The organism is Pseudomonas sp. R3-56 (assembly GCF_051132075.1).
GTDB lineage: Bacteria > Pseudomonadota > Gammaproteobacteria > Pseudomonadales > Pseudomonadaceae > Aquipseudomonas.
In genome coordinates this window covers 3,367,297-3,393,234 of sequence record NZ_CP071657.1, presented here as the reverse complement: position 1 = coordinate 3,393,234, position 25,938 = coordinate 3,367,297, and the positions used below count along the sequence as shown (strand labels likewise).

At 62.6% G+C, this 25,938-nt stretch carries 18 protein-coding genes; 9 read left to right on the top strand and 9 right to left on the bottom strand.

What is annotated here, in order from left to right:
• Positions 1-31: 31 nt before the first annotated feature.
• From J3P96_RS15110 to uxuA, 4 genes are all read left to right on the top strand, one after another.
• Entirely contained in the window at positions 32-1,063 is a 1,032-nt protein-coding gene (locus J3P96_RS15110) for a Zn-dependent oxidoreductase (RefSeq protein WP_434652014.1), read from the top strand.
• Between the two features lie 78 nt (positions 1,064-1,141).
• Complete coding sequence (locus tag J3P96_RS15105; protein ID WP_434568715.1) at positions 1,142-2,434, top strand: MFS transporter; 1,293 nt, start codon at positions 1,142-1,144, stop codon at positions 2,432-2,434.
• A 12-nt stretch (positions 2,435-2,446) separates the two neighbouring features.
• Entirely contained in the window at positions 2,447-3,904 is a 1,458-nt protein-coding gene (locus tag J3P96_RS15100; RefSeq protein WP_434652013.1) for a mannitol dehydrogenase family protein, read from the top strand.
• A gap of 16 nt (positions 3,905-3,920) precedes the next feature.
• A complete protein-coding gene (gene uxuA, locus J3P96_RS15095) occupies positions 3,921-5,108 on the top strand; it encodes a mannonate dehydratase (protein WP_434652011.1) in 1,188 nt (395 codons plus the stop codon).
• Positions 5,109-6,285: 1,177 nt separating this feature from the next.
• On the opposite strand, the gene J3P96_RS15090 is transcribed toward uxuA, so the two are convergent.
• The 6 genes from J3P96_RS15090 to J3P96_RS15065 all read right to left on the bottom strand — a co-directional run bounded on the left by J3P96_RS15090 (position 6,286) and on the right by J3P96_RS15065 (position 12,996).
• Positions 6,286-6,999 carry a FadR/GntR family transcriptional regulator gene (locus J3P96_RS15090; protein WP_434652008.1) on the bottom strand — a complete coding sequence of 238 codons (714 nt, stop codon included), beginning with the start codon at positions 6,997-6,999 and terminating at the stop codon, positions 6,286-6,288.
• Positions 7,000-7,081: 82 nt separating this feature from the next.
• Positions 7,082-8,611: a UxaA family hydrolase gene (locus tag J3P96_RS15085; protein WP_434652005.1), complete on the bottom strand. Its 1,530-nt coding sequence runs from the start codon at positions 8,609-8,611 to the stop codon at positions 7,082-7,084.
• A 17-nt stretch (positions 8,612-8,628) separates the two neighbouring features.
• Positions 8,629-9,639, bottom strand: coding sequence for a zinc-binding alcohol dehydrogenase family protein (locus J3P96_RS15080; protein WP_434652003.1), 1,011 nt, complete (start codon positions 9,637-9,639; stop codon positions 8,629-8,631).
• 439 nt (positions 9,640-10,078) lie between these two features.
• The gene (locus J3P96_RS15075) at positions 10,079-11,035 is read right to left on the bottom strand and encodes a diguanylate cyclase (RefSeq protein WP_434604593.1); all 957 of its coding nucleotides are present in this window, start codon (positions 11,033-11,035) and stop codon (positions 10,079-10,081) included.
• 3 nt (positions 11,036-11,038) lie between these two features.
• A complete protein-coding gene (locus J3P96_RS15070; protein WP_434574195.1) occupies positions 11,039-11,998 on the bottom strand; it encodes a response regulator in 960 nt (319 codons plus the stop codon).
• A gap of 185 nt (positions 11,999-12,183) precedes the next feature.
• Positions 12,184-12,996, bottom strand: coding sequence for a helix-turn-helix transcriptional regulator (locus tag J3P96_RS15065; protein ID WP_434574193.1), 813 nt, complete (start codon positions 12,994-12,996; stop codon positions 12,184-12,186).
• 106 nt (positions 12,997-13,102) lie between these two features.
• Between J3P96_RS15065 and J3P96_RS15060 the strand changes: the two genes are divergently transcribed.
• Together J3P96_RS15060 and J3P96_RS15055 are read left to right on the top strand one after the other, a co-directional pair.
• Complete coding sequence (locus J3P96_RS15060) at positions 13,103-14,059, top strand: threonine dehydratase (RefSeq protein ID WP_434652000.1); 957 nt, start codon at positions 13,103-13,105, stop codon at positions 14,057-14,059.
• A gap of 97 nt (positions 14,060-14,156) precedes the next feature.
• Positions 14,157-14,777, top strand: a complete 621-nt coding sequence (locus tag J3P96_RS15055; RefSeq protein ID WP_434568707.1) for a TetR/AcrR family transcriptional regulator — start codon at positions 14,157-14,159, stop codon at positions 14,775-14,777.
• A gap of 113 nt (positions 14,778-14,890) precedes the next feature.
• On the opposite strand, the gene J3P96_RS15050 is transcribed toward J3P96_RS15055, so the two are convergent.
• Positions 14,891-16,351 carry an efflux transporter outer membrane subunit gene (locus tag J3P96_RS15050; protein ID WP_434651998.1) on the bottom strand — a complete coding sequence of 487 codons (1,461 nt, stop codon included), beginning with the start codon at positions 16,349-16,351 and terminating at the stop codon, positions 14,891-14,893.
• Between the two features lie 221 nt (positions 16,352-16,572).
• On the opposite strand from J3P96_RS15050, the gene J3P96_RS15045 reads away from it, so the two are divergent.
• From J3P96_RS15045 to fabF, 3 genes are read left to right on the top strand one after another with little or no spacing between them, the layout of a single operon-like run.
• Positions 16,573-17,682 (top strand): efflux RND transporter periplasmic adaptor subunit, encoded by a 1,110-nt coding sequence (locus J3P96_RS15045; protein ID WP_434651996.1) that lies wholly within the window; start codon positions 16,573-16,575, stop codon positions 17,680-17,682.
• Positions 17,679-20,741 carry an efflux RND transporter permease subunit gene (locus tag J3P96_RS15040; protein WP_434651994.1) on the top strand — a complete coding sequence of 1,021 codons (3,063 nt, stop codon included), beginning with the start codon at positions 17,679-17,681 and terminating at the stop codon, positions 20,739-20,741. The genes J3P96_RS15045 and J3P96_RS15040 overlap by 4 nt, the downstream gene beginning before the upstream one ends.
• A complete protein-coding gene (gene fabF / locus J3P96_RS15035) occupies positions 20,738-22,024 on the top strand; it encodes a beta-ketoacyl-ACP synthase II (protein WP_434651992.1) in 1,287 nt (428 codons plus the stop codon). The genes J3P96_RS15040 and fabF overlap by 4 nt, the downstream gene beginning before the upstream one ends.
• 7 nt (positions 22,025-22,031) lie before the next feature.
• Here the strand turns inward: fabF and J3P96_RS15030 are convergent, their stop codons facing one another.
• Positions 22,032-23,243: a multidrug effflux MFS transporter gene (locus J3P96_RS15030; protein ID WP_434651989.1), complete on the bottom strand. Its 1,212-nt coding sequence runs from the start codon at positions 23,241-23,243 to the stop codon at positions 22,032-22,034.
• A 191-nt stretch (positions 23,244-23,434) separates the two neighbouring features.
• The gene (locus J3P96_RS15025; RefSeq protein WP_434651987.1) at positions 23,435-25,648 is read right to left on the bottom strand and encodes a TonB-dependent siderophore receptor; all 2,214 of its coding nucleotides are present in this window, start codon (positions 25,646-25,648) and stop codon (positions 23,435-23,437) included.
• Between the last annotated feature and the right edge of the window lie 290 nt (positions 25,649-25,938).

Below are 25,938 nucleotides of genomic sequence, written 5' to 3'. Positions count from 1 at the left end.
ACGGGACGAATGTCCCGCCAGGAGTCTTCCGATGAAAGCGTTCCAGGTAAGAGCACCCTTCGAGTTCGGCCTGGCCCAGGTCGACCGCCCCGAGGTCGCTCGTGGCGAGGTGCTGGTCGATGTGGCGTATGCCGGCATCTGTGGCTCGGACATGCACATCATTCACGGGCAGAACGCATTCGTGCGTTTCCCCAGGGTCACCGGCCATGAATTCTCCGGAGTGATCCGCCAGGTCGGTGAAGGTGTCGAGCACCTCCAGACAGGCGACCGGGTGTGCATCGATCCGGTGATCAGTTGCGGCACCTGTTATCCCTGCCGCATTGGGCGGCCGAACGTCTGCACGCGGCTGCAAGTGATCGGCGTGCATCGTGACGGCGGCTTCAGCGAGCAGGTCTGCGTCCCGGCCGAGAACGCCCACCGCTTGCCCGATTCGATGTCCCTCAGCCACGGCGCCCTGGTGGAGCCTTATTCCATTGCCCTGAACGTGCTCGATCGGATGCAGCCGCAGCCGGGTGACAGCGTGTTGATCTACGGCGCCGGCGTGATCGGCCTGACCCTGGTGCAAATGGCCCGGGCGCTGGGAATGACCGACATCACCGTGACCGATGTCATCGACAGTCGCCTGGAGACAGCGCGTGCGCTGGGCGCCAGTCGCACCCTCAACGGCCAGCAAGTCGATGTCGAAGCGCTGATGCGTGAGCACACCCAGGGCGAGGGCGTGCCGTTGATCGTCGACGCTGCCTGCATTCCGGCGCTGATGCCGCAGATGGTGCGCCTGGCCTCGCCGGCCGGGCGCATCGGATTGCTCGGCTTCAATGCCACGCCCAGCGATCTGGTGCAGTTGGAGATGATCAAGAAGGAATTGACTCTGGTCGGTTCCAGGCTCAACAACCGCAAGTTCCCCCAGGTGATCGAACTGATCGCCAGCGGCAAATTGCAGGTCCAGGACCTGATCAGCCATCGCGTCAGCTTCGATGAAATGCCCGGCGCCATCGACCTGATCGAGAAGCACCCCGAGCAAACCCGAAAAGTCCTGGTGGAGCTGACGAGCGCCCTTCACTGAGCCGTCTGCATCACCGGTTTCATCGTGCCTGTCATGGGCACCCTCACCGAATAAACACAACAAGCGGGAGGTTCCACCATGTTTGGTCAAGGACGTAGCTTAATCATCATCATGCTGTTCCTGGCCGGGGTGATCAATTACCTCGACCGGTCGGCATTGTCTGTGGCGGCGCCGTTCATCCAGAAGGACTACGGTCTGAGTACGGGTGAGATGGGCATGATCTTCAGCAGCTTTTTCGTCGGTTATGCCGCCTTCAACTTCATCGGTGGCTGGGCCGCCGACCGTTATGGCGCCAAGACCACGTTGCTGCTGGCCATGGTCCTGTGGTCGTTGTTCAGCGGCCTTACGGTGCTGACGGTGGGCTTCGCGTCGCTGGTGCTCATCCGGATCCTGTTCGGCATGGGCGAAGGTCCGCTGAGCGTCACCACCAGCAAGATGGTGAACAACTGGTACACCCCCAAGCGCCGGGCACGAGCCCTAGGTGCCTCGATGTCCGGCACGCCGCTGGGCGGGGCGATTTCCGGTCCGGTGGTGGGCTTCATTGCGGTCACCTACGGCTGGAAGGTGTCGTTCATCATCATCATGCTGGTCGGCCTGATCTGGGCGGCAATCTGGTACAAGTTCGTCAAGGAAAAGCCCGAGGGCGAGGGCGCCGAGGATATCCTGCGGGCGGAGGGGCAGAGCGAGCTGGCGTCGCAACCGGTATTCCCGCTGCGGTTCTACCTCAAGCAGCCGACGGTGCTGTTCACCTCCCTGGCGTTCTTTTCCTATAACTACACGCTGTTCTTCTTCCTGACCTGGTTCCCCAGTTATCTCACCATGGCCCACGGCCTGAACGTCAAGGACATGAGCATCGCCACGGTCATCCCCTGGCTGCTGGGCTTCCTGGGTCTGGCATTGGGTGGGTTCATTTCCGACTTCGTGTTCAAGAAGACCGGGCGGATCATGTTCTCGCGCAAAGTCGTGCTGGTGACTTGCCTGTTGGCCTGCGCCGGTTGCATCGGCGTCGCCGGGGTGGTGAAGACGCTATATCCGGCCGTCATCCTGGTGGCGCTGGCGGTGTTTTTCCTCTACCTCACCGGCGCGATCTATTGGGCGATCATCCAGGATACGGTGCCTGCGGCGCGTGTCGGCGGCGTCAGTGGTTTCATGCATTTCCTGGCCAACACCTCGGGCATCATCGGGCCGACCCTGACCGGGTTCATCGTCCAGTTCACCGGCTCGTTCACCAGCGCGTTCCTGCTGGCGGGCCTGCTGACTATCATCGGTGCGCTGTGCGTGGCGCGTTACGTCAAGCCGCTGGCGGTGGCAGGTGTCGCGCCGCAGGCCGATGCAGGCGTCCAGCCGCGTCCAGCCCTCGACCATCCCTGAAGGAGGATAGCCATGGCGCTCAACCAACGCGTTCCCGCCACTGGCCAGGCCCGCGAGATCGGCATCGTGCACCTGGGCCTGGGGGCCTTTCACCGGGCGCATCAGGCGGTGTACCTGCAACGCAATCTCAATCGCCACGGCGACAGCGACTGGGGCTTGTGCAGCGCCAACCTGCGCTCCAATCACGCTTTGGTCGAGCAATTGCGCGAGCAGGACGGTCGTTACCATGTGGCGGAGTATCGTGACCGCGAGCAGGTCACGCTGCGGGAAATCGGGGTATTGCGCGAGGCCTTGTATGCGGGCGAGGGCGGTCAGGAGCTGGAGCAGTTGTTGCAACGCATGGCCGCGCCGCAGACGCGGATCGTCACGCTCACCGTCACTGAAAAAGGCTACTGCCTGAGCCCTTCTTCAGGGCAGTTGCGCCGTGAGGATCCGACAATTGCCCATGACATCGCCCATCCGCAGGCGCCGCGCTCGGCGCCCGGCATCGTCCTGGAAGCCCTGCGCCGTCGTCGCGCCGCGGGCGTCCCGGCGTTTACCGTGTTGTGCTGTGACAACATGCCCGACAACGGCCAGCGCACCCGCCAGGCGGTAAGCGCATTGGCGGCGTTGCAGGATCAGGCGCTGGCGCAGTGGATCGAGCAACAGGTGGCGTTTCCCAGTTGCATGGTCGACCGCATCGTGCCGGCCATGGACGAGGAATCCTTCACCCGGCTGGAGCGACAATTGGACTGCCATGACCGCGCCGCCGTGGTCTGTGAAAGCTTCAGCCAGTGGGTGATCGAGGACCACTTTCCCCTTGGCCGACCGGACTGGGAAGCCGAAGGCGTGCAGATGGTCGACGATGTGCGCCCGTTCGAAACCATGAAATTGCGCATGCTCAACGGCAGCCATTCGTTGCTGGCCTATGTGGGGCTGCTGGCCGGGCATGAGTCAGTCTTCGAGGCCGTCAGCGATGTGAGGCTGGCGCATTTCATCGAGCGCTACATGACCGAGGAAGCCGCGCCTACGCTGGACATGCCGGCAGGGATCGACCTGTTGGTTTACGGTCGCGACCTGCTGGCGCGCTTCGCCAACGACAGCCTGCAACATCGCTTGCGCCAGATCGCCATGGACGGTTCGCAAAAACTGCCGCAACGCTGGTTGCTCGGCGCAGAGCAATTGCTCGACCACGGGCGCGGCATCGACTGCACCGCGTTGGGAATTGCCGCCTGGATTTATTACTGCACGCAGCCGTTGCCCGGCCGACCGGCGCATGTGGTTGACGACCCGCTGAGCGCAACCTTTGCCGACGTTGCGGGACGCTTCGACGGCGCATCGCGGGTCGATGCTTTTCTCGACCTTGAAGAAGTCTTCCCGCCGGCGCTGTCAGCTCGCGCCGCGTTTCGCGACGCCGTGCACCGCGCCTATGACGCCTTGACCCGCGATGGCGTCGACAGCCTGTTGCACACTTTTGCCACACCCAACTGATAACAAGGAGAAAAACATGGAACAGACATGGCGTTGGTTTGGCCCCAAAGATCCGATTTCCCTGGCGGACGTTCGCCAGACCGGTGCGACCGGCATCGTCACCGCGTTGCACGAGATTCCCAATGGCCAGGTCTGGCCGGTGGACGCCATCGCGGCGCGCAAGGCGCTGATCGAAGCCGCCGGCCTGACCTGGTCGGTGGTGGAAAGCATTCCGGTGCACGAAGACATCAAGCGCGGCTGCGGACGTCGTGACGAGTACATCGCCAACTACCAGCAAAGCGTGCGTAACCTGGCGAGCTGCGGTATCGATATCGTCTGCTACAACTTCATGCCGGTGCTGGACTGGACCCGTACCGACTTGACGTACGAACTGGCGGATGGCGGTTGGGCCTTGCGCTTCGACCAGACTGCGTTCGCCGCCTTCGACCTGTTCATCCTCCAGCGGCCGGGAGCGCAGGACGAGTACAGCGCCGAGGATATCCAGCAGGCCAAGGCCCATTTCGAACAACTGTCGCCGGCCGGGCGCGAAGCCTTGGTCGATACCCTGATCGCTGGATTGCCCGGCGCCGAAGAACACTACAGCCTGGACAAATTCCGCGAGTTGCTGCGTACCTACGCCGACATCGACGAGGCCAGGTTGCGTGAGCACCTGGGGTATTTTCTGCGCGCGGTGATTCCGGTCGCGGAGGAGGTGGGCGTGCGCATGGCGATCCATCCGGACGACCCGCCCCGGGCATTGCTCGGGCTGCCGCGCATCCTTTCTACCGCCGAAGATGCCCAATGGCTGCTGGATGCCGCGCCAAGCCCGGCCAATGGGCTGACATTCTGTACCGGCTCCTATGGCGTGCGCGAAGACAACGACCTGGTGGCGATGGCCAGGCACTTTGCGCCGTTCATCTACTTCACTCACCTGCGTTCGACCCGTCGGGAAGCCGATCCACGCAGCTTTCATGAAGCTCATCACCTGGCTGGGGACGTCGATATGGTCGGGGTCATCAGTGCCCTGGTGGCCGAAGAGCGCCGGCGCGAGCGCGAAGGCGGCCCGCGCTTGCCGCTGCGTCCAGATCATGGGCATCAGTTGCTCGACGACCAGCATCGCAAGAGCAATCCCGGCTACTCCCTGATCGGCCGCCTCAAGGGCCTGGCGGAAATCCGCGGCGTGGAACTGGCCGTGCGCCTACAACTGGACCAAACAGCACACTAAATCCCGAGCAACACCCCGTGGCGAGGGAGCTTGCTCCCGCTGGGCTGCGCAGCAGCACCTGAAACAGACACCTCGGTGCATCAGGCAAATCGCGTTCGACCGGTTTGGGGGCGCTGCGCACCCCAGCGGGAGCAAGCTCCCTCGCCACAAAAGCGGGTACCGGTAGGGAAACGAGGCAGGAGTGCAGACGCGTCGGTGCATACCATACCCAACTGCCTACACGAACCCGTGGCGAGGGAGCTTGCTCCCGCTGGGCTGCGCAGCAGCCCTGAAACAGGCACCTCGGTGCATCAGGCAAATCGCGTTCGACCGGTTTGGGGGCGCTGCGCACCCCAGCGGGAGCTAGCTCCCTCGCCACAAAAGCGGGTACCGGTAGGGAAACGAGGCAGGAGTGCAGGCGTGTCGGTGCATTCCATACCCAACTGCCTACACGAACCCGTGGCGAGGGAGCTTGCTCCCGCTGGGCTGCGCAGCAGTCCTGAACCCAGGCACCTCGGTGTATCAGGCAAGTCGTATTCAACCGGTTTGGGGTCGCTGCGCACCCCAGCGGGAGCAAGCTCCCTCGCCACAAAAGCGGGTACCGGTAGGGAAACGAGGCAGGAGTGCAGGCGTGTCGGTGCATTCCATACCCAACTGCCTACACGAACCCGTGGCGAGGGAGCTTGCTCCCGCTGGGCTGCGCAGCAGCCCCTGAAACAGACACCTCGGTGCATCAGGCCAATCGTATTCAACCGGTTTGGGGGCGCTGCGCACCCCAGCGGGAGCAAGCTCCCTCGCCACAAAAGCGGTACCAGCATCAATCGAGGCAAGCGTCAGGACGCCGGGGCTTTTGTGGCGAGGGGATTTATCCCCGCTGGGCTGCGCAGCAGCCCCTGAAACGGGCACCTCGGTGCATCAGGCTAATCGCGTTCAACCGGATTGGGGTCGCTGCGCACCCCAGCGGGAGCAAGCTCCCTCGCCACAAAAGCGGGTACCAGCATCAATCGAGGCAAGCGTCAGGACGCCGGGGCTTTTGTGGCGAGGGGATTTATCCCCGCTGGGCTGCGCAGCAGCCCTGAACCCAGGCACCTCGGTGCAGCAGGCAAATCGTATTCAACCGGATTGGGGGCGCTGCGCACCCCAGCGGGGATAAATCCCCTCGCCACAGGTTTTGTGTTCAGAGGATTGAATGTGTGGGCTAGCCGGCGGGGGCTTCAGGTTCGAGCGCCCGCAGCCAGCGGTTTTCCGAGCGGCTCAGGTGCTGGCGCATCGAGGTTTGTGCTCCGAGCACGTCCTTGGTAGACACGGCGTGCAGGATTGCTTCATGTTCGACGACTGCCGCCTCCCACGTCAGTGCGTTCTCCGCGTGTTTGCTCAGGTGCGCCGAAATCGGATTGTGACGTTCATCGAACAGGGCGGTGATGATCCGCACCAGGGCGGAGTTGCCGCTCATTTTCGCCAGGCGCTGATGAAATCTGCGGTCATCCTCCAACGGCGGCAGACCACTGGCGATGCTCGCGCGCATGGCATCGATGCATTCCTGCAGGTAGCGGTAGTCGCTTTTCTTGCCATGCAGACACGCCAGGATCACCGACTCGCCCTCGATCAAGGCACGAGCCTGCATGAGTTTCGAGGGACTCTCGCCCAAGGTCATGCTCGGTTTTTTTGCATCGCCGGACCTGGCCCGTACGTAAACGCCGGAGCCCATCTTGATCTCGATGTCGCCGTCGATTTCCAGGGCGATCAGCGCCTCGCGAAGGGACGGCCTGGAAACCCCGAGAAGCTGGGTCAAATCTCGCTCGGGGGGAAGTCTTGCGCCCGTCTTGAACTCCCCCTCGGCAATGTAGTTGCGCAGTTGATCAGCGATTTTCTGGTACGGCTTGCGTTCGGCGGGATTGATCGGTGAGACCATGGGTGGGCGTCCATCTGAGAGTCCGCAAAGGCTACCATAGCCGCTTGATCGTATTCATTCATGTGGGAAAGAGTGCAACGACTCACATCACCGCACCGATCTGCCAGGGCAGGAATTCGTTATCGCCCAGGCCGTTTTCCTCGCTGCGGGTGCGGCTTCCGGAAGCGGTCTGCAGCATCAACCGGAACAACCGTTCACCGGCCTCGGCCACCGACTCCACACCGTCGACAATGCCACCGGCGTTGAAATCCATGTCCAGCTCCATGTGCTGGAACAGGCGGGTGTTGGTGGCGATCTTCAAAGAGGGCGTGGGCTTGCAGCCGTAGGTCGAGCCGCGACCCGTGGTGAAGCAGATGAGATTGGCACCGCCCGCCACCTGGCCGGTCGCGGACACCGGGTCGTAGCCGGGGGTGTCCATGAACACCAGGCCCCGGGTATCGATTTTTTCAGCGTAATGATAGACCCCCATCAGCCCGGTCGAGCCGGCTTTTGCCACCGCGCCCAGGGATTTTTCCAGAATGGTGGTGATGCCTCCGGCCTTGTTGCCCGGTGAAGGGTTGTTGTTCATGTCGCCGTCGTTGTGTTGCACATAGGTTTCCCACCAATGGATGCGCTCCATCAGTTTCGCCGAGATGTCGGCGGACGCGGCGCGGGCTGTCAGCAGGTGCTCGGCGCCATAGATCTCCGGGGTTTCCGAAAGGATCGCGGTGCCGCCCTGTTGCACCAGCAGGTCCACGGCCGCGCCGAGCGCCGGGTTGGCCGTGATGCCTGAGTAGCCATCCGAGCCGCCACATTGCAGACCCACGCACAGGTGGCTGGCGGCGACGGCCGTGCGCCGGCATTGGTTGACGATGGGCAGCATCGTCTCAATAGCGGCAATACCCCGTTGCACGGCTTCGCGGGTTCCGCCTTCGTCCTGAATGATCAGGCTGGCCTTGAGTGCAGCGCGGCGATCACCCAGTTCATCCATGAGCGGGGTGAGTTGGTTGACCTCGCAACCGAGGCCGATCAACAGCACCCCGGCGAAATTGGCGTGATCGGCATACCCGCGCAAGGTGCGCTTGAGGATGTCGATGCCTTCACCCTTGGCCCCCATGCCACAGCCACTGCCATGGGTGATTGCGACGACACCGTCGACGTTGGGGAAGTCTTTCAGCCGCTCGGATGAAAAGGCCTTGGCGATGTGCTTGCAGACGGTCGCCGAGCAGTTGACGCTGGAAATCACGCCAATGTAGTTGCGCGTGCCGACGCGTCCATCGTCACGCAGATAACCTTCGAACGTAGCGGGGCGAGCGCTCGGCAATGTGGGCACATAGACGTTCCGGACGCTGTGTTCGGCATTGGTCGCAGACATGTCCAGGTTGTGCACGTGGACGTGATCGCCGGGCTCTATGTCTCGAGTTGCCTGGCCGATAGTCTGCCCGTATTTAAGTACCCGATGGCCGGCCGACACCGGGCGCAGGGCGATCTTGTGACCGGATGGAATCGGTTGTCGGGCGGTCAGCGTGACGCCATCGGCGCTGAGGCTTTGACCTTCGGGAATGTCGCCCCGGGCTACGGCAACATCGTCACCGGACGCCAGGACAAGCAAGGTGGAAGCAGGCGGGTTCATACGGTGTCCTCCGTTGCCTAGCACTCGATGATCGCCTTGACCACACCCTGGTTGGGGTCGAGCAATGTGGAGAAGGAGTGGGCCACGTCGCTCAGCAGCAGCCGATGGGTGTTCAGGGCTGCATCGGGAATCAAGCCCTGGCGCAAACATTGCTCGACGTACTGGAAATCTTCCCGGGTGGCGTTGCGGCTGCCCATCAGCGTGGCTTCACGCTTGTGAAATTCAGGATCGGAAAAAGTAATCGAGTCCCGTACCACCGAGATCATCACGTAGGTGCCACCGTGGGCGATGAATTCGAATCCGCGCTCCATCGCCCGGGCGTTGCCGGTGGCATCAAATACCACGTCGAAGAAGTCCCCCCCGGTCAGTTCGGCCAAGGCCTGCTTGTCGCCTTCGCCGATGTGCACGGCCGCGTAGATATCCAGATGTTCCTTGCAGAACGCCAGGCGATCCTGGCGGGTATCCAGTACGGTGACTTTCGCCCCGCGCAGGCTCGCGAAGATCGCCGCCGCCATGCCGATCGGGCCGGTGCCGACCACCAGGGCGTGTTTGTCTGCCTGGACGTTCGAGCGACGTACGGCGTGGGCTCCGATGGAAAGAAATTCAATCATCGCCGCCTGGTCCAGGGAAACCCCCACGGCCTTGTGCACGAACTCCTGGGGAACGCTCAGGTATTGAGTGAAGGCGCCGTCGCAATGGACGCCCAGTACCTGGATGCGGGTGCAGCAGTTGGTCTTGCCTTGACGGCAGGCAACGCAAGTGCCGCAGGAGAGATAGGGCATCACGTAGACGACATCACCGACAGCCAGGTCGCTGGAGGCGTCGCTGGCTTCGACAATTCCGGAGAACTCATGACCCATGACGCGCGGGTACTCGAGGAAGGGCTGGTTGCCGCTGAAAATATGCAGATCGGTGCCGCAGACGCCGACACGCTTGACTCGAATCAGGACCTCTCGCGGTTTCCTGACGGGCATTTCACGTTCGATGGCGGTTAGCGAGCCGGGTTCGTTACAGACGACAGTCAGCATGTTGATGCTCCTTGGCTGGCGCGCAAGCGGAGGCTGGCTGCACGCGGTAGGAGGGGAAGTGAGCGCACGGCTGCCGGGACCGGGACGCTCTTTCTTGTTGTAGGCGCGCAGTGAGCTGCGCCGCTGATGTTGGCTCGAAACTACACGGCGGAAAAAATATTGGCAAGACCAATCAGATAAAAAACTAGATTGGACAGACCAATAAAATTGAAACAGCGAGCTTGCTCGCGATAGCGATCTAGCGGCCTGGATAGATGTTGGATATGCCGCCGTCATCGCGAGCAAGCTCGCTCCCACAGGGATCTGAAGTGGCCTCGGGATCTATGCTCACTACATTCAACTGTGGGAGCGAGCTTGCTCGCGATGGGGCCGTCACATTCAACATCCCTGCTGGCTGCTACACCGCAATCTCGAGCGGGCTTCCCACAGGATCTGTGAATTAGTGGCCGTGAACCGTCACGCGATTGCGTCCGGTCTTTTTCGACGTGTACAGCGCCTGGTCGGCCCTGGCGATCAGTTCGGCGTGGTCGTTGGCGGGCTGGCTCAGGTCGGCCACGCCCAGGCTGACGGTGAAACTTATGTCCTGGCCGTTGTACTGCACCAGCGACTCTTCAACTGCCTTGCGCAGGCGCTCGGCGAAAATCTGCCCGCCGGCCGAGTCGGTGTCCGATAGCACCACGCCGAACTCTTCGCCGCCGTAACGCCCGGCGACGTCGGATTCGCGCACATGCTCGTGTAACAGTCGGGCGACTTGCTCGATGACCTTGTCGCCGGCCTGATGACCGTAGGTGTCGTTGACCCGCTTGAAGTGATCGATGTCGAGCATCACCAGGCTCAGCGCATTGCCGTAGCGTTGATGGCGGGCGTAGGCGGCTTTCAGGCTGGCTTCCCAATGACCACGGTTGTACAGGCCGGTCAGGCGATCGGTGCTGGACAGCAGTTGCAACTGTGCGTTGGCGGCCTGGATCTGATGGCGGTTGGTGGCGACGTCAGTGACGTCGTAGATCACCAGGCAGATGTGATTGATCCGGTTGTCGGGCGAGCGCAGCGGCAGCAGCGTGGTGTTCTGGTACATGAACTCTTCCTGGCCGGTGATCGGCTGGTAGCTCTTGAACCGCATCAGGTACGGGCGCTGCTCCCAGACCGTGAATGCCGGCGTGCCGAGGGTCGCGACGCTCTCGACCTTGCGGCTGAACCAGGGGCGATCGATTTCAGGAAACAGGCTGAAGAAGTTGCGGTTCTGGGCATCCTTGGGCTGCACGCCGGAGCGGTTCTCCATGAAGGTGTTCCAGACCTGTACGCGGTACTCGCGATCAAGTACCACCACGCCGACGTCGATGCTCTGAACGATGGCCAGCAACCAGTGGAATTCGTTCAGATCGATGGATTCGCTCATGGCTCAGTTCATCAGGTAGGCGAGTTTGTGGGTTAGCCGCTCGATGGAGTCTTCCGTGAACAGCAGCAACAGGTCGAAGCGGATATCCTGGCCTTCCAGGCCATAGCTGATTTCCACCGCCAGGGTCTTTTTCCAGTGGACGCGGTTGGCGCGGATCAATTCCTCGATTGCTGCATGCTGACCCAGAATCTGCGGATGCCCCTGGGAAAAAATCACGTCGATCTGTTCGGCGATGCTGCTCAGGCAAGCACCGATCAGGATGCTGGAAAGGTCCACCAGCATCTCCAGGTCCGAATAGTCGGCGCTCTCGCGCTGCATCAGTTGCCCGATGTCGGCGATCTCCGAGTCATGGAATATCAGCAGTGCTTCACCGGCGATGCCGCTGCCGATAAAGCCTTGGCAGATGGCCGTGAGTTGCTGGGAGCTGCCGACGTCGTTCAGCGCCATGTGCAGTTCCCCGACTTCGAGGATGTTCACGTTCGGCACCGGCAATTGCACGAAGACGCCCAGGACCTTGGCAATCAGCGCCGCGGCCTGGCCGATGGCAACGTTCACCGTCTCGCGGAACGCATCCTGGAAACTGATGGCCGCGTTCGGTACCGGTCGATTTTGCAGCGGTGCCTGGCCGGGTTGAGTCAGTAGACCCAGCCCGGTGAGCGTCTGGCGCAACTGGTTTTCGTCGAAAGGTTTTTTCAGGAACGCCAGTGCGCCCAGTTCATGCACCCGGCGTACCGCTTCGTCCTGGACGTCGCCGGAAATCACGATGACCTGCGCTTTCAAGCCCTCGGCGCGCAAGGCACTCAATACTTGATAACCATCCATCTCCGGCATGGTCAGGTCGAGCAGCACCACGTGGCCAAGGCCCTGGCGTATGGCATCCATCGCCTGGCGACCGTTGACCGCCTCGGTGACTGAAACCGGCCAATCTTGCGGCAGCGCACGCAACACCTGCTTGCGCGCCATGGTGGAGTCGTCGCACACAACCAGGGGGATCAGCGACACAGGCGCACCCAACAAGACTCAACGGCGCAGATTCTTCGTACATCGATCATAGGCGGCAGCGGTCCTCTGATTCACGAATGGGGTGTATCCAGCACAACGTCCGGTGAGATGCTGTCCTTGAAAACTGGACCATTAAGTCAAGGACGTCAAATGCATTTCGTCATTTGACGCAATTGCGCCGGACTCACACCAAGGCGCTGCTTGAACGTCGTTGTCATGTGCGCTTGTGAGCTGAAACCGCAGGCGAGGGCGATTTCTGGCAGTGTGGCCGAGCAATCGCGTATCAGCGCCCGGGCCTTGGCGAGGCGTCGGTCGATGAGGTAGCCATGGGGGCTCTTGCCTGTCGCGGCCTTGAACGCACGCATGAAGTAGCCCTCGGACAGCCCCAGCAGCTGCGCCATCGCCGGTACGGCCAATGGCTGATCGAGGCCTGCGTCGATGAATTCATCCAGCAAGCGCATCCGGCTGTCGGTGAGGGAACCTTGGGGCCTTGCCGACTTGGAGTTTTCCGCTGCCGCGCATTCGGCCAGTGCCAGGGCCCAAGCCTCCCAATCGTCGTCGATCGAACCGTGCAGGAGCGCGCGACGCATGCGCTGCGCGAGCGCAATGGCCCGAGGGTCGATGCGATTGTTGAAGGGGTGATCGCCTTCAAGCACGAAACCATCGGTGCGTATCAGGCGCAGGTATTCGCCGCCATGAGGTGACTGTGAATACACGTCGCACTGGGCCGGGACGAACGCCAGCCCGTTGGGCAGCGCATTGAAGGGCTGCACCCGGTCGCTGCCGATCGCATGCAAGCCGCGCTGGCTGTCGAACGCGAAACCGATCGCCGACTGGCTCGCGATGTAGCGCGCTGCATAGGCGCAGCCGGGGAGCAATTCGATCGCCCACGGCCCTGCCTCGATGCGACGGGTCGATTCAGTCTTGCGCGGCGGCTGTGGGCGGTTGCGATGGCTCATGATGTCCATAGTAGTGAAGCAGCGCAGGAAAAGTCAGGTCGGTTTTTTGAAAGCCGGGGCTCGGCGCCCCTGGCTAGACTGGACGAAATTCCAGGAGGCCATTCTCATGTACACACTGACGCTCGACGAGATTGAACAAGCGGCTCGGCAGGTCTATCAAGTCATGCCCGCCACCGCCCAGTACGCCTGGCCCTTGTTGGCGCAGCGGCTGGGATGCACGGTGTGGGTCAAGCACGAAAACCATACCCCCACCGGGGCTTTCAAGGTGCGTGGCGGCATTACCTTCATGCATTGGCTCAAGCGTGAGCACCCGCAAGCAAAGGGGATCGTCACCGCCACCCGTGGCAACCACGGACAGAGCCTGGCGTTGTCGGCCAGCGCCTCGGGACTGAGGGCGTTGATTGTGGTGCCGGAGGGTAACTCGATCGAAAAGAATAACGCCATGCGCGGCTTCGGTGGCGAAGTGATCGAATACGGCCGCGATTTCGATGAGGCCCGGGAGGAGGCGGCACGCCTGGCGCAAGCGCAGGGCCTGTTTCTCGTGCCGCCGTTTCATACCGAGCTGGTCAAGGGCGTCGCCACCTATGCCCTTGAGCTGTTCAAGGCTGTGCCCGACCTGGACACCGTCTACGTACCCATCGGCTGTGGCTCGGGGATTTGCGCAGTGATTGCCGCGCGTGATGCCCTGGGCTTGCAAACCCAGGTTGTAGGCGTGGTGTCTACCGAGGCAACGGCTGCAAAAATGTCATTTGAAACCGGAGAAATCTGCGAAACCGCTTCGGCCAACACCTTCGCCGACGGCCTTGCCGTGCGCAGGCCGATTCCCGAAGCCTTGGCCATCTACCGCGCCGCGGCGGCGCGGATCGTGGCGGTCAGTGACCAGCAGATTGCCGAGGCCATGCGCGTCTATTACACCGACACCCATAACCTCGCCGAAGGTGCTGGCGCTGCGGCACTGGCAGGGTTGATCCAGGAGCGTGGGTTGATGGAGGGGAAGAAGGTCGGGGTGGTGCTGTCCGGGGGCAATGTCGACAGGGCAGTGTATGCCGATGTGATTGGCTGACAGCCAAAGGATGGCCGGCCCGAAGGGGGGCGTTTGTGACTTTATTCCGGAAAGGTCATGAGTTGTCAGCGACCTTTCGGGTGCGTAAGCTGCCCCCATGAACCAGCCATCCATTACCTCGCCCAGCGCCCGCGGCCCCGTCGATCACGATATTCGCGATCAGATTGTCGCGGCCGCCAATGAACACTTCAGCCAGTACGGTTATGGCAAGACCACGGTGTCCGACCTGGCCAAGGCCATCGGTTTTTCCAAGGCGTACATCTATAAATTCTTCGATTCCAAGCAGGCGATCGGCGAGGCTATCTGCGCCAATTGCCTGTCGAAAATCGTTGCGGCCGTCGAAGCAGCCATCCAGGAAGAAGGGCTGTCGGCGACGGAGCGTTTTCGCCGGCTGGTCAAGACCGTGATCGCGACGGGCGTGGACCTGTTCTTCAATGAGCGCAAGCTCTACGACATCGCTGCGTTCTCGGCCTCGGAGCGCTGGCCCAGTTCACAAATCTACAACGAGCAGATCAAGAGCTTCGTGCTGCAGATCGTCCGGGAAGGTCGTGAGCTCGGCGAGTTTGAGCGCAAGACGCCGCTGGACGAAACCGTCGAAGCCATTCACCTGGCGCTGCGGCCGTTCGTCAATCCGTTGCTGCTGCAGTACAACCTCGATTTCGTCGAGGAAGCGCCTACGCTCACTTCCAACCTGATCCTGCGCAGTCTTATGCCCTGAGCCAGGGGCTCAGGGATGGGGCTGCTGTGCAGCCCAGCGGGAGCAAGCTCCCTCGCACCTCACGTGAATAGCCTTGCCTGATATCGCCAATTAGTGACCATTTCAAGGAATGATCACCGGGTTGCCACGGGCGTTTTCTCAGGCGGTTGCCAGCCACCGCCGAGCGCCCGAAAGGCCGCGACTGCCGCCCGTGCCGATTCCGTTCGCGCCTGCGCTCGGGTGTCGGACGTGCGCAGCAGTGTCTCATCGGCATTGAGCACATCGATCAGGCTGGCCGTACCTTTCCGGTAGGCGACAAATGTCGATTGACGAGCCTGGGTCAGCGACGTTTCCCCTTGAGCAAGAGTCGTCGCCTGGGCTTCGCGGTTCACCAGGGCGCTGAGGGCGTTTTCAACCTCCTCGGTGGCGCGCAACACCGACTGGCGATAAGCCGCCAGCGCTTCGGCTTCCTGGCCCTTGGCCTGTTCGATCTGCGCGTTGATGCGGGCGAAATCGAAGAGCCTCCAGCGCAGCCCCAGCACACCCGCCGACTGGCTGGCCCCGCCGCTGAAAAGATTGCCGCCGGACACCGCCGTGGCACTGCCGAGCAAGGCGCTGAGGGAGAACTTCGGATAATACTCGGCGACGGCCTCGCCGATCCGTGCGTTGGAGGCCGCCAGGCGGCGCTCGGCGACGATGAGGTCAGGTCGACGCCGAAGCAGGTCCGCAGGGGTTCCTGTCGTCGCCATCGGTGGCGCGAGAGGAATATCGCCCACCTGAGCCAATTGCGGGCGATGGGTGCCAGGTGGCGTGCCGAGCATCACATCCAGCGCATTCATGGCCGCGTCCAACCCGGCTTGCAAGACCGGCACGGTGGCCTGTACCTCTGACAATTGTCCCTCGGTCTGGCGGACCTGATAGCTGGCGGCCAGGCCTTTGCTGTAGAGCAATCGGACTTTTTCCAGCAGGTCCTGCTGCGTCCTGACCTGGCGGTTCGCGATGTCCAGCCGGGTCTGTAAACCCCGCACGGTGATGTAGACGTCGGCGACCTGCGCGGCAACGGCCAGACGCGTGGCGACGGCACCGGCCTCCGACGCCTGGTATTCGGCCAACGCCGCCTCGCGCCCGCGGCGCAGGCCACCGAAGGCGTCTATCTCCCAGCTGGCACCAAGGTTGAGCTCGTAGAAGTTTCCGTATCGGTCGTAGCCGGGCGTCGAGTCCAGCACCTGGCCGAGCGGGGTCTCGACCGATTGGTATGAGCGCGCGGCCTGGCCACTGATGTTGCCCGAGGGCAGCAAAGCGGCGTTGGCCGCGCCCAGGCCAGCCCGTGCCTGGGTGACGCGCGCCGACGCTTGCGCCAGGTCCAGGTTCTGTTCCAGGGCTTGTTGGATGAAGGCGGTGAGGGTGGGATCAGCGAAGCCTTCCCACCAGTTGACCAGCAGGGTCGGTGCGGCCGTGGAGCGCTGTTCGACCGCAGGCTGGCCCAGGTACCGGCTCGAAAGCGGCGCGGCGGCACGTTGGTAATCCGGGCCGACCGCGCAACCTGCCATGAGGCTGGCACTCATTAGAAGAGCAATAGGGCGCAGGGGAGGCATCGTATTTCCTTGAGTGGAGATTATTTGTGACCATACTAATTATTGGTCACTTAAAGTCAAATCATCTTGCTCTCAACGGTTTTTATCTTGTCATTTAGGCCAGAACGTACAGTGCTCAGAAGACGGGCGTCCGATCAATTGGTGTTTTAGTGACGATTGACAGAAATGGTCACAAGCATTGAGAATGCGCCTTCCATCCTAGCGTTCAAGTAAGGGACCCTATGCTCCGGCGCCGACCTGTCACCATTGCCGCTTGCTTGTTGCCGCTCGTTCTGACGGCGTGCGGCGATTCGTCCACCACCAAGGATCCGCGCACGCTGGCGCCGTTGGTGCGGGTGTCCGAGGTATCGGCGGCGTCCGATACCTCGCGCGCCTTCACCGGCGTGGTGACCGCCCGCGTCCAGAGCGATTTGGGTTTCCGGGTTTCCGGCAAGGTGCTCGAACGTCTGGTCGACACTGGCCAGACCGTCAAGCGGGGCCAGCCACTCATGCGCCTCGATCCCATCGACCTGGGCTTGCAGGCACGCGCGCGGCAGGAGGCCGTCGCCGCGGCCCGGGCGCGGGCCAGGCAGACCGCGGATGACGAGGCGCGGTATCGCGACCTGGTCGCTGCGGGCGCCATTTCCGCCTCGGGCTACGACCAGATCAAGGCCGCCGCCGACACCGCGAAAGCGCAACTCAGCGCCGCCCAGGCGCAGGCTGACGTAGCGCGCAATGCGTCCGGTTATGCGGTGCTGCTGGCTGATGCCGATGGCGTGGTGATGGAGACCCTGGCCGAGCCCGGGCAAGTCGTCAGCCCTGGCCAAATCGTCGTGCGACTGGCGCGTGCAGGCCAGCGCGAAGCCGCTGTGCAGTTGCCCGAGACCCTGCGGCCCGCCCCCGGCGCAACCGCGCAGGCGACGCTTTATGGCAACGCCGCCGCGACGGTTAACGCCAAGCTCAGGTGGCTGTCGGATTCCGCCGATCGGGTGACACGCACCTTTGAGGCACGTTATGTGTTGGAGGGCGCGCTGGCCAATGCCCCGCTGGGTTCGACGGTGACGCTGCGGATCAGTCCGGGCACCCGGTTGGGGCAGGCGCTGCAAGTGCCGATCGCCGCGCTGCACGACTCGGGCAAAGGCGCCGGCGTCTGGGTGATCGCCGGTGAACCGGCAAAAGTTTCCTGGCGTCCGCTCCAGCTACTGGGCCTGAGCGACGACACTGCGCAAGTCTCGGGCGAGCTGAAAGTCGGCGAGCGGATCGTCGCGCTTGGCGCCCATCTGCTACGCGACGGTGAAGAGGTGAGGCTGGCTCAACCGGGCGATGTGCAGGTTGCGGAGAATCGCCCATGAGCTTCAATCTCTCGGCGCTCGCCGTTCGCGAGCGCTCGATCACGATGTTCCTGTTGTTCCTGATTGCAGTCGCGGGTGTCCTGGCGTTCTTCCAGCTGGGCCGCGCGGAAGATCCGCCGTTCACCGTCAAGCAACTTACCGTCATCACCGCCTGGCCAGGGGCGACGGCCCAGGAGATGCAGGACCAGGTCGCCGAGCCGCTGGAAAAACGCCTGCAGGAATTGAAGTGGTACGACCGCACGGAAACCTATACGCGCCCGGGGCTCGCGTTCACCATGGTGTCGCTGGTCGACCGCACGCCGCCGTCCCAGGTCCAGGAGGAGTTCTACCAGGCGCGCAAGAAGCTCGCCGACGAGGCAATCAAGCTGCCGGCCGGCGTCATCGGGCCGATGGTCAACGACGAGTTTTCCGACGTGACCTTTGCGCTGTTCGCCCTGAAAGCCAAAGGCGAGCCGCAGCGATTGCTGGTGCGTGACGCCGAGGCGTTGCGCCAACGGCTGCTGCACGTGCCGGGCGTAAAAAAGGTCAACATCATTGGCGAGCAGGCCGAACGGATTTTTGTGTCCTTTTCCCATGATCGGTTGGCGACCCTGGGGGTTTCGCCGCAGGAAATCTTTGCCGCCCTCAACGGCCAGAACATGCTCACGCCAGCGGGGTCGATCGAAACCGTCGGGCCGCAGGTCTTCCTGCGCCTGGACGGCGCCTTCGACAAGTTGCAGAAGATTCGCGATACACCGGTGGTGGTACAAGGTCGCTCGCTGAAACTGTCGGACGTGGCGACCGTCGAGCGCGGCTACGAAGACCCGGCCACATTCCTGGTGCGCAACGGCGGCGAAGAGGCGCTGTTGCTGGGCGTGATCATGCGCGAGGGCTGGAACGGCCTCGACCTGGGCAAAGCGCTGGATGTGGAAACCAGCAATATCAATGCGGGCATGCCACTGGGTATGACGCTGACCAAGGTCACCGACCAATCGGTGAACATCGACTCGGCCGTCGGCGAGTTCATGGTCAAGTTCTTCGTCGCGCTGCTGGTGGTGATGCTTGTCTGCTTCCTGAGCATGGGCTGGCGCGTCGGGGTGGTGGTCGCGGCGGCGGTGCCGCTGACCCTGGCGGTGGTGTTCGTGGTCATGGCCGCCACCGGCAAGAACTTCGACCGCATTACCTTGGGGTCGCTGATCCTGGCGCTCGGGCTGCTGGTGGATGACGCCATCATTGCCATTGAAATGATGGTGGTGAAGATGGAGGAGGGCTACGACCGGATCAAGGCCTCCGCCTATGCCTGGAGCCACACGGCCGCGCCAATGCTTTCCGGCACCCTGGTAACCGCCATCGGCTTCATGCCCAATGGCTTCGCCCAATCGACCGCGGGCGAGTACACCAGCAACATGTTCTGGATCGTCGGTATTGCGCTGATCGCTTCCTGGGTGGTCGCGGTGGCGTTCACGCCGTACCTGGGTGTCAAGCTGTTGCCCGACATCAAGCCGGTCGAGGGTGGTCACGCGGCCATCTACAACACCCGCCATTACAACCGCTTCCGCCAGATACTGACCCGCGTCATCGCACGCAAGTGGTGGGTGGCCGGGACGGTGATCGCAACGTTCTTCGTGGCGATTGTGGGCATGGGCCTGGTGAAGAAGCAGTTCTTCCCGACCTCGGACCGCCCAGAGGTGCTGGTGGAAGTGCAGATGCCTTATGGCACCTCCATCGAGCAGACCAGCGCCACCACCGCGAAGGTCGAAGCCTGGCTGCAACAGCAGGAAGAGGCGAAGATCGTCACCGCCTATATCGGTCAAGGCGCGCCGCGTTTCTACCTGGCGATGGCGCCGGAGCTCCCCGACCCGTCCTTCGCCAAGATCGTGGTCCTGACCGACAGCCAGGAGGCACGCGAAGCCCTCAAGTTCCGTCTGCGTGAAGCGGTCGCCGAAGGGCTTGCCCCAGAGGCGCGGGTGCGGGTGACCCAACTGGTGTTTGGCCCGTACTCGCCGTTCCCCGTGGCCTATCGGGTGATGGGGCCGGATCCGGCGAAACTGCGCGAGATCGCCAGCCAGGTTGAGGGCATCATGCAGGCAAGCCCACTGATGAGGACCGTCAACACCGATTGGGGGCCGCTGGTGCCGACGCTGCATTTCAACCTCGACCAGGACCGCTTGCAGGCGGTGGGGCTGACGTCCAGCGCAGTCGCCCAGCAACTGCAGTTCCTGCTCACGGGCGTGCCGATCACGGCGGTCCGCGAGGACATCCGCTCGGTGCAGGTGGTCGGCCGCGCTGCCGGCGATATCCGCCTCGACCCCGCGAAAATAGACGGCTTTACCCTGGTGGGCGCGACGGGCCAGCGGATTCCGCTGTCCCAGGTGGGCGAAGTCGATGTGCGCATGGAGGACCCGATCCTGCGCCGACGTGATCGCACGCCGACCATGACCGTGCGCGGCGACATCGCCGAAGGCCTGCAACCTCCGGATGTCTCCAGCGCAATCATCAAGCAGCTGCAACCTGTGATCGACAGATTGCCCAGCGGCTACCGGATCGAGCAGGCGGGCGCGATCGAGGAGTCGGGCAAGGCCGGCAAGGCCATCGTGCCGCTGGTGCCGATCATGGTCGCCATGACGCTGCTGATCATCATCCTGCAAGTGCGTTCGGTCTCGGCGATGATCATGGTTTTCCTTACCGCACCGCTGGGCTTGATTGGCGTGGTGCCGACGCTGCTGATCTTCAATCAGCCGTTCGGCATCAACGCGCTGGTCGGGCTGATCGCGCTGTCGGGCATCCTGATGCGCAATACGTTGATCCTGATCGGGCAGATCCATCACAACGCCAATGAAGGCCTCGATCCGTTCCACGCGGTGATCGAAGCCACGGTGCAGCGAGCCAGGCCGGTGCTGCTCACGGCGCTGGCGGCGATCCTGGCGTTCATTCCGCTGACCCATTCGGTGTTCTGGGGAACGCTGGCCTACACCCTGATCGGCGGCACGTTCGTCGGCAGCATCATGACGCTGGTATTCCTGCCGGCGATGTATTCCATCTGGTTCAAGATCCGTCCCGAGACGAAGAGGGCAGCATGAAAAATCACCAAGGTCTGAAACGAATCGTCGTCACCGGTGTGGGCATGGTCGGGCCGCTGGGTTGCGTCGTGGATGAGGTGTGGCAGCGATTGCTGGCCGGGCATTCCGGCATTCGCAATCTGTCCGTCGACGTCACCGAAGGCACCGGCGTCGCGGTGGGTGGGCAGGTGCCGACCCTTGAAGAGGACGGCGTTGCCGGCTACGACCCGGAGCGCCTCATCGCGCCCAAGGATCGCAAGAAGATGGACCGCTTCATCGAGTTCGCCCTGGTGGCGGCTCACGAAGCCCTGGAGCAGGCCGGCTGGCATCCCGTCGAGGCCATCGATCAGGAGCGGACCGCCACGATCATTTCCTCGGGCGTGGGTGGTTTCGCCACGATTGCCGATGCCGTGCGCACCACGGACAGTCGTGGCCCGCGTCGTTTGTCGCCGTTCACCGCGCCGGCTTTCCTGGCCAACATGGCGGCCGGGCAGGTGTCGATCCGGCATGCGTTCAAAGGGCCGCTGGGCGCACCCGTCACGGCTTGCGCCGCCGGTGTGCAGGCCATCGGCGATGCGGCCCGGCTGATCAGGAGTGGCGAGGCGGACATTGCCATCTGCGGCGGTACCGAGGCGGCGATAGACCGCGTGACACTGGGCTGTTTCGCGGCAGCTCGCGCGCTGTCTACCGGGTTCGCCGAGCGCCCGCAAGAGGCCTCGCGGCCGTTTGATCGTGATCGCGACGGTTTTGTCATGGCCGAAGGCGCCGGTTTGCTGGTGATCGAGTCGCTGGAGCATGCGTTGGCACGTGGCGCCAAGCCCCTGGCTGAGCTGGTCGGTTATGGCACCAGTGCCGATGCCTATCACCTGACCGCAGGACCGGAGGATGGCAACGGTGCCCGCCGCGCCATGGAACAGGCGCTGCGCCAGGCCGGTATCAGCCCCGCCGAGGTGCAGCACATCAACGCTCACGCGACCTCCACCCAGGTTGGCGACGCGGGAGAGCTGGCGGCGATTCGCGCGGTGTTCGGCGTGGACTCCGGTGTGGCGATCACCTCGACAAAATCCGCCACCGGGCATCTGTTGGGCGCCGCCGGAGGCATCGAAGCCATCTTCACCGTCCTCGCGCTTCGTGATCAGATCGTGCCGCCGACGCTGAACCTGCTTCATCCGGATGAGGCGGCCAGCGGGCTCGATCTGGTTGGCCTGAAGTCGCGGAAGATGCCGATCACCCATGCGCTGTCGAATGGGTTCGGCTTTGGTGGCGTCAACGCCAGCGTGCTGTTCCGTCGCTGGGAAGACTGACGTCGGTTCAGCGGCGCAAGAAGAACAGCAGCGCGATCAGGCAGGTCAGCGCTTGGATCGCGCCCAGCGTGGTGATGGGCGAAAAGCTCAATACGGAGGCCAGCCAGGTGGTCAGCGCCGCCGCGCCCATGGACAAGAATCCCAACAACGCCGAGGCCATGCCGGCCTCCTTGCCGAAAGGCCCCATGGTGATGGCGGTGCCCAGCGGGTTCGCCAGGCCCATGCCCCAGAGAAACGTCACCATCGAGACGGCATACCAGCCCAGGCCTGGGTCAGCCGGCCCGACCACAAGCAGGCCACCGCCGAGCATGGCGCAGGCAATGCCCAGCAAGGCGATGGTGCGCGTGCCGTAGCGGTGCGCCAGGCGCGGGGCTGCCATGCCGGCGGCGAACACGACGAACACCGTCGAGGCGAAATACAGGCCGGCTTGCACTGACGTCAGGCCGATGCCTTTCATCAGGATCGCCGGGGCGGCCGCGAAAGAAGCGAACAAGCCGCTCAGCAGCAGGCTCATCGACAGGGCGGGGAGGATAAAGCGCTTGTCCCCCATCAGCCTTGCGTAAGCGCGCACGACGCTGCCGGTGGAGTGCGGCGCCCGGCGGTCAGCGGGATGGGTTTCACCGAGGTCGCGGACGTAGAAGAAGGCGAGTACGACTGCCGCCAATCCAACCAGGATAAACATCGCGCGCCACCCTAGCGTGACGGACAGCACGCTGCCCACCAAGGGCGAGAAACCTGGCGCGGCGGCGGTGGCAACCATCGTCAACGACAGGGCGCGGGACAACGTCTCGCCTTCGAACAGATCCCGAGCGATGGCGCGCGACAGCACCGAGGCAGCGCACACACCCAATGCCTGGACGATGCGCCCGGCGATCATGACATCGAGTGTGGTGGCGAGCCCTGCGATGACGGTCCCGACCATGAACACCGACAATCCGCCCAGCACCAGCTTCTTGCGCCCATAACGATCGGCCAGCGGCCCGACCACCAACTGGCCCAGGGCAAAGGTGACGAAGTAGCTGGAGAGTGTCAGGCCCAGTTCGCGGGCGGTCACGCCCAAGTCATCGCCAATGACCGGGAACGCTGGAAGGATGATGTTGGTGGAAAGCATGCCAATCGCCGCGAGGCCTGCGAGCAGGGCCACGACTCGACCGGTCAAGGCTGAACGCGATGCCTCTGGCTGCGCTTGCGCAATCGCTGATGCACTTCCAGTTTCCATGGATCAACCCTCTTGGCCGGTTATTGTCTGTCTTATGATGATCGTAATATGACGATCGACATCTGATGCGTCAAGTCAAAAGAGAATTCAGAGGGGCGGGTGCGATGAAGGGGGGCAGCGGGCTTGAAAAGGTTTTCGTTCTGCGCGAAATGGCTCGGTCGGCGCTTGTCGGCGCCGACCGAGCCAGGGTTTTACCAGCGGAAGTTGACGGAGGTCACCAGCTCGCGCTCGTCGCCGTAGCGGCAGATGGCTGCTTCGCAGTAAACGTATTTCTTGTTTGTCACGTTGTTCGCATTGAGGGAGACGTCCCAGTTCTTGTCGATCTGGTAGCTGGCCATGGCATCGAACAGGGTGTAGGCGGGCAATTGTGAATCGATGCCCGACGCCTGTGTGGTGCCTTTGTAGCGCGCGCCGCCGCCCACCTTCAGCTGTGGCACGCCGAAGAGCGCGAAGTTGTAATCAGCCCACAGCGCAGCCTGGTGGTAAGGCGTATCTTCGCTGCGCTGGCCGACTTCGCTCTGGACTACGCTTTTGGTGATGCGTGAATCGGTGTAAGCATACGTCGCGATGACTGTCAGTTGAGGCGTGACGTCGCTCTTGGCTTCCAGTTCGAGGCCACGGGAGCGCTGTTCGCCGATCTGCTGCGGGTTGTTACCGGCGAGGTCGCGCTTGACGACGTTTTCCTGGGTCAGCTCATAAACCGCTGCGCTCAACAGCGTATTGCTGCCAGGAGGCTGGTAGCGGATACCGATTTCATACTGCTTGCCTTCGGTCGGCTCGAACGTCTGGCCAGGAGCATCGGCAACCGCTACCGGGAAGAACGATTCGCTGTAGCTGATGTAAGGGGCCAAGCCGTTATCGGCCTCGTACACCAGGCCGGCGCGCCAGGTGGTGGATTCGTCGTCCTGGCTCAGCTTCTGGCCGGTGGCGAAGCCTTCCTGGTCCTGGTCGGCCCAGTCATGGCGACCGCCCAACAGCAGCAGCCAGTGATCATCGAACTTGATCTGGTCTTGCAGGTAGATGCCGGTCTGGAAGGTATCGATCTGCGAACCACGATCACGGTTCCGGCTCTTGTCTACAACAACTGGCTGGCCGTAGTTGTAGTCACCGATATTGATCGATGTCGAGTTGGCGCGGAAATTGTGCGAGTCATACGACGCATCATAGGTATCCGCGCCCACCAGGAAGGTGTTTTCAATACCGCCAATGTTCCAGCGCGTCTCGATGTTGGTGTCGCTGGCCAGCGCCCGGGAACGCTCGCGCCGGTCACTGTACTGACGACGAAGGACGCCGGTATTGGCTGCTCCGTTGATGGCTGCCGTGCTGGTCTGTGCCTGCATGTATTTCCACTTCACATCCGCTTCGTAGTAACGGAGCTTGTTGCTGATACGGGTGTGCTCATCGAAGCGGTGTTCGAACTCATAACCGATGGCGGACATCTCGCCATTCATGTCGTCGTAATCGGGCTCGCCGATAAAATCGTGGCGGCCGATGGTGACCGGCCCGTTGCCCACGCCCTTGACCAATTGATAGGGCAGCGGGGCGGAGAAACGGGTGTCGCTCTTCTGATAGAACGAGAGCAGGGTCAGCGACGTATCTTCATTGGGGCGCCAGGTCAGGGCCGGGGCGATATAGAGCTTGTCGTCGTTGATGTAGTCCTGCTGGGTGTCGCTGTCGCGCTTGAGCATGGTCAAGCGGTAGCTGAGGACTTCGCTGTCGCCGAGCGGCCCGCTGAAGTCGGCGGTCAGTTGCTTGCGATCATGGTTGCCGTATTGCATCCCCAGCTCGTGCTGTGGGGTTTCGGTCGGGCGTTTGCTCACGCCGTTGACGAAGCCACCGGGCGACAGTTGGCCGTACAACACCGAAGCCGCGCCGCGCACGACCTCCACGCGTTCCAGACCATAGGGTTCCTGCACACCGTCGTAAGAGTTGTACTGCAAGCGCATGCCGTCGCGTAGCGAACCGCCGGTGGCGGATTCGACGTCGAATCCGCGCATGCGGAACCGGTCGGAGGTGCGGTTGAAGCTACTTGGCTGGCTGGTGAAACCCGGGGTATAGCTCAGGGCATCTGCCAGAGTGTCGGACTTGCGATCACGCATTTCATCGGCGGTCACCACGGAAACCGATTGCGGCGTTTCGGTGATGGCTGCGTTGGATTTGGTGGCGCTGCCGTTACGCAAGGCGACTTTGCCGGCCAGCGGCGCCGTCGGGTTTTCCACCGCGGCGGCGTTGATGTTGATTTCGCCGAGTTGAAGAGGGGCCTTGTCGGCGGCCTCTTCTTGAGCGGCCATCGCCTGTGCTGAAAAAATGCTCCCCAAAGCCAGTGCCAGCGTGCTCAGGTGAAACGCAGGATGACGCGAGACGTAACGTTTTTCGGTGCCAACTATTGTTTTTCTGACGAGCATCGAGGAAGTCCTTGGGGTTGTTTTTGTCTTCGCAGGCCTGCTGTCCCGGTCCAGCGGCATCGGGCAGACGAACGAGGTTAGTGTCTACTGGCCATAATCTGACTGTGAATGATAAGGGTTTGCATTAATATTGTCAGGCTTGTAGCGAAATTATTTTGGTTTCGACATATTCTGTGCCCCACTTTTTTGGCCCTTGGTGGATTTCCCTGTGTTGTCAGGGGGAAATGATCCAGGGGGATCTGTACGATGGACGAAACGATCAGGCCCTCTAGGGCGTTGGAGGGACGGTC

Bases quoted from the DNA above. Each gene is read 5' to 3' on its own strand.
- J3P96_RS15110 (WP_434652014.1), top strand. From the start codon at position 32: ATGAAAGCGTTCCAGGTAAGAGCACCCTTCGAGTTCGGCCTGGCCCAG.
- J3P96_RS15105 (WP_434568715.1), top strand. From the start codon at position 1,142: ATGTTTGGTCAAGGACGTAGCTTAATCATCATCATGCTGTTCCTGGCC.
- J3P96_RS15100 (WP_434652013.1), top strand. From the start codon at position 2,447: ATGGCGCTCAACCAACGCGTTCCCGCCACTGGCCAGGCCCGCGAGATC.
- uxuA (WP_434652011.1), top strand. From the start codon at position 3,921: ATGGAACAGACATGGCGTTGGTTTGGCCCCAAAGATCCGATTTCCCTG.
- J3P96_RS15090 (WP_434652008.1), bottom strand. From the start codon at position 6,999: ATGGTCTCACCGATCAATCCCGCCGAACGCAAGCCGTACCAGAAAATC.
- J3P96_RS15085 (WP_434652005.1), bottom strand. From the start codon at position 8,611: ATGAACCCGCCTGCTTCCACCTTGCTTGTCCTGGCGTCCGGTGACGAT.
- J3P96_RS15080 (WP_434652003.1), bottom strand. From the start codon at position 9,639: ATGCTGACTGTCGTCTGTAACGAACCCGGCTCGCTAACCGCCATCGAA.
- J3P96_RS15075 (WP_434604593.1), bottom strand. From the start codon at position 11,035: ATGAGCGAATCCATCGATCTGAACGAATTCCACTGGTTGCTGGCCATC.
- J3P96_RS15070 (WP_434574195.1), bottom strand. From the start codon at position 11,998: ATGGCGCGCAAGCAGGTGTTGCGTGCGCTGCCGCAAGATTGGCCGGTT.
- J3P96_RS15065 (WP_434574193.1), bottom strand. From the start codon at position 12,996: ATGAGCCATCGCAACCGCCCACAGCCGCCGCGCAAGACTGAATCGACC.
- J3P96_RS15060 (WP_434652000.1), top strand. From the start codon at position 13,103: ATGTACACACTGACGCTCGACGAGATTGAACAAGCGGCTCGGCAGGTC.
- J3P96_RS15055 (WP_434568707.1), top strand. From the start codon at position 14,157: ATGAACCAGCCATCCATTACCTCGCCCAGCGCCCGCGGCCCCGTCGAT.
- J3P96_RS15050 (WP_434651998.1), bottom strand. From the start codon at position 16,351: ATGCCTCCCCTGCGCCCTATTGCTCTTCTAATGAGTGCCAGCCTCATG.
- J3P96_RS15045 (WP_434651996.1), top strand. From the start codon at position 16,573: ATGCTCCGGCGCCGACCTGTCACCATTGCCGCTTGCTTGTTGCCGCTC.
- J3P96_RS15040 (WP_434651994.1), top strand. From the start codon at position 17,679: ATGAGCTTCAATCTCTCGGCGCTCGCCGTTCGCGAGCGCTCGATCACG.
- fabF (WP_434651992.1), top strand. From the start codon at position 20,738: ATGAAAAATCACCAAGGTCTGAAACGAATCGTCGTCACCGGTGTGGGC.
- J3P96_RS15030 (WP_434651989.1), bottom strand. From the start codon at position 23,243: ATGGAAACTGGAAGTGCATCAGCGATTGCGCAAGCGCAGCCAGAGGCA.
- J3P96_RS15025 (WP_434651987.1), bottom strand. From the start codon at position 25,648: ATGCTCGTCAGAAAAACAATAGTTGGCACCGAAAAACGTTACGTCTCG.